We start from the raw sequence: 7,819 nt of genomic DNA on the forward strand, positions 1-7,819 counted from the left end.
AAAGAAGGTTCGCTACGCTGCCCCAGACCTCACTGTCGGTCGAGCAGTCAGAGACAAGAGCATCAACGACCTCCGCTGCTCAATCTGGAGTAATGTACAAAGACCAGCGCCTTACGAGCTCAAGGGACTCGATTGCTTCGAATGGTGTGAACTCACGCAGCCGACGCGCGATACGGGTCGCTGCGACTGTCGGTAGCAAGTCGGGAAGGATCCATTGGTCGAGGTTGATCACGTTGATTCCAAGATCCTGCTCATGCGGGTCTGGCGCAAGCCCAAATTTAGGGTGCACAGCAACAACTTGCCCACGGCACTTGAAAGGCTCTGCTACGAAACCCTCAAAACGGATGTCGCGGCACTGAGCGGGTTCGAGCAGGATGGAAACTACTGCGAACCATTGCATTGCGGTCACAGCATTCTCTGTAACGAATGCAAGCCGCTTCCCCTCAGAAGACAGCTGCTCAACCGCTGTGAGGAAAATCGGAAGCCCAAGGTCACCCCACGGTGCCTGCACTAACATCTCAACAAGGGCGTCAGTTTCAAAGGCTTCATCGAGGAGTAGCGGTGCAGCCCATTGCAAGCAGGTGGTCGATGTCGGGACTGTAAGGTCCCACTCAGTTGCACCGAAAAGCTGAGCCGGTCTCAGCGGCTCAAAATCGAGCGTCGATGAGGTTAGCGCGCATTGTGTAAGAAAGTTGCCGCTTCTGCCGCCAATTGTTAATCCTGTTGGGATCCCACGGGCAATGAACATAATCCCATCGTGAGAATCAACAATGAAACTCTCAGGATGCTCGAGTGGATCATGTTCAAGATCCCACCCTGTTCGAAGCTCAATTAGCATCCGACTCCGAATAAAAGCCATTTCAGCTTGTGAGATGCCTTCGGAAACTGCCGCGAAACCGAAACCCGAGGCACCTTCGACATTTGTCTCCCTCGTGGTATCGGTATAAACGACAACGTCAAACATTCCTCAGCCCCCCCCTTTTCAGCACACCACGTTCAGCGAGGAGCCACAGTAGTGGCTCTCCTATCCGGTGGGGCGCAATTCCGTGAGAATCGACCTCGGTGGTCACGTAATCAGGTTCTGCTCCTAGCGACGAGATAGCGAAGAGGCGGTAGTTTTTACAGTTGAGATCAAGAAGATCGATGAGCCCAGAACCCCCCCCATTCGTGAACGAGGGAAGCAACGTGATCGTGGACGTTTTTTGACTCAGCGTCGTCGAAGTATGGGACATTCGGGCTAGCTGCACAGAGTGGATTGGATTGCGAAAGAGAAGGAAGAAAGGCATCGATCTTCGAAATTACGACCGCGATAGGCTGGACGATCTTCTTGCCCCGTTTGGTTCCCTCATTCGCCCTGAGAACATCGATGACAGCACCGACGACGCTTTCAGGAGCATCGGTTCCCATTCCGCTTGGAGCTACGTCGCCTCGACGACCACGGTTTGCAGGGAAAGAAAATGGATCGAGCAGAAGTATGAGCCCCTTTGTGGCGCGGAGATAACCGATCGACATCGCTCGGTCCACACCATGAGACAAATCTTCACCTGCAGTGTCATAGAAGGAGAAGATCGTACAGTTGAAATCCTTCCAAGCCCTGCGTGTGGGGACCTTCCACTCAAAAACCACAGGTGAGCGCTTCTTGTCACGCATTACGTCTGTCTGATCGGGAAGAGTCCCATGCTCGCGCTCCATTTTCGCGAGGTTATTATCAAGTTCCCGCGAGGACTCTGAATCATTACGACAGTAGAAAACGTGACGATCGAAACGACGTGGGATCGAACCGTGTACCTGATTAAGCTCTCTCTTTAGCACAGAGAGCATAACTGTCTTACCTGCGGACCGTGCACCGACGAGGCCGAATATGGAGCTTTCTGAGCTGAATTCACCCGGAAGGGAAGAATGGCAATGCGGACAGAGACGAATCCGAGTCTTACCTCGACATTGTGGGCATTTTGCGCTCCGCGGTTCGGCAGAGAATCCCCGCTCTTCAGGTTCGAACGAGGGAAGAAGGGGTCTAGTATCTGAGAATATCTGTTTCAGCCTTGCATCTTCAACTTTCGGGCAAGGTGTACAGCCAGCATCGGGGGTGCCGGCACAACGGAAGTGTACCTCTTTCAAGTTAATAGGGGTGTAGCAATAAGGACAGGGAACACTCTTGTTGATAATGGACACTGGACTCAGCCTTTGAGATTCTGGGTGGGGGGATCGATAAGTTCGACATCGCCTAGAGAAAATAGACGAATCCAATAGGGACAGTTTGTTCGATTGAAATGAACCGATGTCGTAAACGGCTTCCCCACTGATAGATTTGCGGCAAATCTTGAGACAACCTGTCCGTCCTCCGGAGAGTTCGGCATATATCTCCCCTGAGACAGAACTAGAACGCACTCGAGGGAGCCTTCGTAGTTTTCTGTCGACAACTCGATATCAGCTTTCGGTGAGCCGAACAGTGGCCGGGAAATACGCAACTTATAGGCTGCGCGGCGAGTCACCCGCGTCGGAATATACTCCAAAGGAGCTGAATCGATATCTCCGTTTTCATCTTTGAGAACTGCCCGAACGCGAACAAGCGAAACGGAGTCGGCGTCGGGAATGATTACGCCACCAGCCTGCTTATACGCAGTTCGACCGATATGCCGTGATCCGGAATGCTCGCCTTCCCATTCGACAAACGCTTCATATCGACCATACGGCCAGAGCCACGAAACCAAGAGGTTCGATCCCCGACGCTCCGCGATGAGCTCCCGCATCGGAGGTACAGAACCCCAGAGTATAGAACGACCAATAAGAGCGCTATCCGAATCCCACGTGACGGGCAGTAGAACGCGTATCTCGTCCAAAACTGGAAGCCGTACTTCCTCCTTATCCTTCTGTCGCGAGATTGTCTGACCCGCGCGAGACGCCCCAATATCCTCGAGATCCTCCACAGTACGCACTTCGCCATAGCGAGGATGTGGCACACCGACAGGAAGTGACCAGAGTTCTGTCGTGTACCCTGGGACGGCACTCCACGAAACCGTTCGAGCATCTGAGCTGATCTGTAAGTCTCCGACAGCGTGGATTTTGCCACGCGAGATCACTTCGATACTAACTGGCGCCGCGGTTTCAATCCGCCCCTGAACCGAGTAAAGGGCGACAATCTCAAAACGCAGCCTACTGCCGATAGTCAGTCCTTCAACCGAAGCTTCTTCAACAGTCGAATCAGGGAGAGTCGAGTGACCGTCGTCGGAAAAAATCGTTACCCGCGCACCTGTGGAGGCAGACGGGCACTTCCAACGAACGCCGACGGAGGTTGCTTCTGCCCATGAAGTCGGGGAGCTGATCGGAGGAAAGACAGGAACAGTGCAGTCGACCGGAGAAGATTGGATGCCGTTCTCATTCCGACCCGTCACGAAATAGGTTGTACGAGCCCCAATGACGGGTCGGTTATCGCACGCTGAAGCTACCCCCGAAACATCCGAAATCGGGAGATCTAGAATTTCCTCAGAGCCGCCAGCAAAACCGGCTGCTCGCCTGCGAATTGTGTAGACAAGTCCGGGCACAGTTTTCCATCGAAGGCGAACTGAACCTATCTTCGGATCGAAGACAGCTTGTACGTCGGCGGGAGCGAGAGGGGGAATCTGCCGGGCTAGATCTTCGATAACGGGATCTGTACGGTCAACCCTGGCTAGATCAGTAAGAAGCGCATGACACTCATCTATATCTCTTTTAACGAGAGCTAGGCGTAAATCGTCCAGAGCACGCGCCTTCACTTGCTCGCGTTCTTCGACCGATTCTTTGGCGTGAAGGTAATCTAAATCCGTCCGAGCGGCGCCTGCAGGCGCAAAAGCGTCGAGGACACGACGCGCCGAAATAAGGTCACCTGCAGCAAGTAGCGGCGCAATGTCTGCGATGCTCATACCTTGCGCCCCAGAACGGATGGCCGCGTGGCTCGCAATCCTGCAAGCATCAACCTCGTCAAGTCCTCTTTCGACAAGTTGATCCCTCGTCTGATTCGCAAGCAGGCCATCCCGATTAAGCAGCTGCTCAGCTAGGTCAACAAACCATCTGAAGCAAAGATCGTGGTAGTGCACATCTGACTCGTCGGACCCCATCGCTTGGAGGGCCTTTCTTACGCTTTCGACGGTGTCCCCCCCGCTTGCGTCAGCATGTGCTTTTGACTTCCGAGCATCATCTGCGCAGATCGGACGTCTCTTGCTACCGTTTTCGACCGAAAATTCGTCAATAATCCTAATGCCCGACGCGGGATGCCTTTCGTAGAAAAGTAGGACGTCGACCGGAGATCGGAGAGCAGCATCGAGGTCCTTCGTTAGTGCAGGAGAATCCGCTCGAACCGATGGAAGTTCAAGCGCGGGAAATGCTCTGATTCCCTCATTTTCAAGGGCTGCAATGAAGTCATTCGCCTCAAGAGAGTTCCTTGTCGCTAGATCCACTGCCTCTTCCAAGGTGAGAACCTTGAGAGGATGAACCTCGGCGGTCTTCTTTGCAAGATCAACGAGCACTCGTTCTTGTAATTCGGCAGCTGCCTCTCTTAATGTGTGCCAAAAGTGGAGTTTTTCCACATCTTCGGAAAAGCGGTTCCGAATCGCATTAAGGAGGCGCTGTAGCGGAGCAGAACCTTGTAATCTCGCAAACGCGTTGAGATATCGCGACACCGCATCAAGCTGAGCGGCCACCTCAATGTCGTTGAGTGAATCATCAATCGCAAAGAGCGTCGAGACATCCGCGAGTGCAAGTGCATCCATTGCTTTATCGCGATCAAAGTTGGGCGCATTGACAGCGTTTGCCGCGGAATTGACTAGCGCAATACGCTTCTTCGACTTGGCTAGAGGTTGGAGAATCGTTGTTTTGTACTCCGCCTTTTCGATCATCGCACGACTAACTCCTCTATCTTTTACGACCGCCCCGAAGGGCTTCTAAGGCAGTATCATGACTGTGTCGTAATTGCTGCAATCTGCACTCGGCTTGCCTCAACTTCTTCCTCGGTCAAAACAGAAACAGATGCCGTCGCGCGTACTTCCTTGCCGGTTGTCGGCTCCTTGCCAGTGAGCAGAATAGTCCCGTCCGAGTCGATTTCGATATTGATATCGACGGGCGATCCCTTCGGAAGCGGCGGAAGCCCAGAAATACAGGTATTCGGACCGGACACAAGTTCTCTGTTAGCCGCCGTATCGTTACACTCCACTTCACCGAGTTGTTCGTAGAGTTCGATCTGGATCCGCGTCTGGTTGTCCTGAAGAGTTCCCGCACGGAGAGTAGCTGTCATCGGGATAGAGTCATTCGCGTGAGCAAGAAAGGCAATCGAGTCAATGTAGGCCCCACTCGGGTCAACGTCAGTAACCTTGACACCGACACCGCGAGCAAGAACATTAGACACAGCGACAGCCGTTCCAGGACCGACCAGGAGGGAAGAGTTTGCAGGCGGTGTCTTTTCATCGTAGTCTCCGCCCCCAATCTCGAGATTTGTGGTGCCAAGCGCAAAAATCGCAGCCCCCTTCGCAACCGCAAGATCGTACTCAGTCGCCTCAGGAGTGAAACCCTCCGCTCGCAGCCGATTCTCGATCATCGGCATACGACACGAACCACCAACGAGAAGGAAATGGTCGATTTCAAGACCCGGTGTTTTTGCTTTTGCGGTCTCGATGCAGCGTTTTGCTATTTCAAGGGTCTGCTCGACAAGATCGTGCGTTGCCTCTTCGAATTCCTCGACGCCAACTTCAATCTTCTGTGAGATATCCTCGAATTTCATGCGGATCGCTGCTGAGGGGCGACGAGAGAGTGTCTTCTTCGCCTCCTCTACACTGGCACGCAGCTCAACCATAAAATCTTCGTCAGCCTCTGGGTCTCGATCGAGTCCCAGCCCTGCGGATTCTCGGAATCGTTCGAGGAATAACTGTTCCAAACGTCGATCCCAATCCGCCCCGCCCAGGAGGCGATTGCCATCAATAGCTATTACATCAACACGTCCCTGGGAGGCGCGCATAACAGTAGTATCAAAGGTACCGCCGCCGAGATCAAAAACCATGAAGGTTCCAGAAAGACCTCGTTCTGAGCTAACCGAAATCGAAGCTGCAACAGGTTCCGGGATGATCGAAACTACTTTGAGCCCTGCGATAACTCCTGCCTGGCGAGTTGCCTGTCGCTCCTGAACTCCGAAGTATGCAGGGACTGTGATTACAACGTCTTCGATCGCTGTACCTCGCTGATTGTTCGCGTTCGCGACCAGCTCTTTTAAGATGAGAGCGGAGATCGATTCGGGAGTGAATGTCTGCCCGCGATAATCTAGTGGAAAAGATTCTCCCATATGGCGCTTCACCAATGAGCTCGTGTTGTCAGGGTCGGAGATCTGCTCTCGTTTTGCCTGAGCACCGATGACGGCCGAACCGTCGTCCTCGAAATGAACGACCGAGGGTGTTGTATTCTCGCCCTCAAAGTTGGCTATCACCTCGGCTCCCCTTACGGGGTCGGCGATAGCGATTGCGGAGTAAGTCGTGCCGAGGTCAATGCCGAAAGGCTGCGGAGTCATCATTTTACCTTTCACCTTAATGGAAATCTTCTGAAAAGGTACACTACTGAGTGTACCGGCTAACAGAGACGTCTGCGGGCACAAGGGCGCGGTCTTCTCCGAGCATGACGAGTCCCTGCTTGTAGACACGTACGATGAGGCCGTCGAATTCAGGGTTCTGAGTCTCTACGCTTCGTCGGGCATAGTGGAGATTCCTATCGAAAGGCTCCCCTATGCGCGCCTCGACGCTGCGCACGCCGTAAAGTTCAAGCATTTCGAGGAGCAACTCCTCAACATCCGAGAGTACTTCGTTGGCCGAGCGCTCGTCAACGACCGAATCGGATCCCGTCTCCTGGATCCTCGTGATGATACGGGAAGCAGCGCGGAAAAAAGGGCCAAGAAGACGCCTTAACTGGTCAGAGCGCAGCTCAGAATTCTCAGCACGCAACTCCGAGATGATCAAAGCGTTCCTTTGATCGCTCCGTTCAATCCTCGACAGACTACATTCGAGGCGCTCAAATGCGGAGCGAAAATCAAAATCAGACGAGGATTGCTCGTCCCCGATAACGGAAGTCTTAGCATCTGACAGAAGGTTTATCGGGAATCTGCTGGGACCTCCACAGCAGACATCCATCTCCGGAGAGCAGACAGTAACGCTTTTCTCTGCAGTAGGCATTTGTGCCTCATCAAGAGTCGAGCTATTCGATTCGGAAAGTTCACTCGTAGCAATATCACGGTCCCCCATCGATTGGGGACCAAATTCCTTCGCTGTTTCACTCATGTCAATATCCGACTCTACGGATCTACCTTCATCCGACGCGCTTTCGAAAGCATCCAACGGGGGTTGCGCATCGGGAGCCTTCGAAGGATCGATTCTGTTCATGAAGTATCACCTCATATTGGGGATTCGAATAACGACTCCAGTACCCACCTGTCTGACGCCTAGAGTAAGGCAGCAGATTGGCGTTCACAAGCTGTGTCAAGCCTCTGATTAGTTCTGTCTGTTAAACGGTGTCTAGGATACAGCAGTTTTCATTAGTGGATTGTTCATTCGAACCGTCTGATGAAGGTGATCGCGATCAGGTTCAGCGTGGGCTTCCACCTCATCATCCAGTGTGCTTTCCCGCCGCCGGGGACAACAAGCGACCTTGCCATGGGGCAGAGGCACTTCAGTGCGGCCTGCTCGTTCGGGAAGTGTCAAGCCCCGGGTTTTGTAGAGGGTGTTTCATCTGGTTGCGGCGGCTGCCTTTTGGGGGGTGTGGGGTCTGGTCTGTTCCGGCGGGGGTGGGGTGTGAGCGTTGTCGTGTTCTTCTG

General features: G+C 53.4%; 5 protein-coding genes. All 5 read right to left on the reverse strand.

Annotation, left to right across the window (positions count from 1 at the left end; all coding sequences use genetic code 11):
- Nucleotides 1–79 precede the first annotated feature (79 nt).
- Nucleotides 80–964 carry a GAP1-N2 domain-containing protein gene (locus JFX23_RS08385; RefSeq protein ID WP_198776515.1) on the reverse strand — a complete coding sequence of 295 codons (885 nt, stop codon included), beginning with the start codon at nt 962–964 and terminating at the stop codon, nt 80–82.
- Between the two features lie 167 nt (nt 965–1,131).
- Nucleotides 1,132–1,650, reverse strand: coding sequence for a hypothetical protein (locus JFX23_RS09445; RefSeq protein WP_233050707.1), 519 nt, complete (start codon nt 1,648–1,650; stop codon nt 1,132–1,134).
- Between the two features lie 527 nt (nt 1,651–2,177).
- Nucleotides 2,178–4,871 (reverse strand): fibronectin type III domain-containing protein, encoded by a 2,694-nt coding sequence (locus tag JFX23_RS08395; protein ID WP_198776516.1) that lies wholly within the window; start codon nt 4,869–4,871, stop codon nt 2,178–2,180.
- Nucleotides 4,872–4,927: 56 nt separating this feature from the next.
- Complete coding sequence (locus JFX23_RS08400; protein ID WP_233050708.1) at nt 4,928–6,529, reverse strand: Hsp70 family protein; 1,602 nt, start codon at nt 6,527–6,529, stop codon at nt 4,928–4,930.
- Between the two features lie 40 nt (nt 6,530–6,569).
- The gene (grpE, locus tag JFX23_RS09655) at nt 6,570–7,388 is read right to left on the reverse strand and encodes a nucleotide exchange factor GrpE (RefSeq protein ID WP_416153029.1); all 819 of its coding nucleotides are present in this window, start codon (nt 7,386–7,388) and stop codon (nt 6,570–6,572) included.
- Nucleotides 7,389–7,819: the final 431 nt, after the last annotated feature.

Source organism: Schaalia cardiffensis, assembly GCF_016405145.1.
Classification (GTDB): domain Bacteria; phylum Actinomycetota; class Actinomycetes; order Actinomycetales; family Actinomycetaceae; genus Pauljensenia; species Pauljensenia cardiffensis.

Bases quoted from the DNA above. Each gene is read 5' to 3' on its own strand.
- JFX23_RS08385 (WP_198776515.1), bottom strand. From the start codon at position 964: ATGTTTGACGTTGTCGTTTATACCGATACCACGAGGGAGACAAATGTC.
- JFX23_RS08395 (WP_198776516.1), bottom strand. From the start codon at position 4,871: ATGATCGAAAAGGCGGAGTACAAAACAACGATTCTCCAACCTCTAGCC.
- JFX23_RS08400 (WP_233050708.1), bottom strand. From the start codon at position 6,529: ATGATGACTCCGCAGCCTTTCGGCATTGACCTCGGCACGACTTACTCC.
- grpE (WP_416153029.1), bottom strand. From the start codon at position 7,388: ATGAACAGAATCGATCCTTCGAAGGCTCCCGATGCGCAACCCCCGTTG.
- JFX23_RS09445 (WP_233050707.1), bottom strand. From the start codon at position 1,650: ATGCGTGACAAGAAGCGCTCACCTGTGGTTTTTGAGTGGAAGGTCCCC.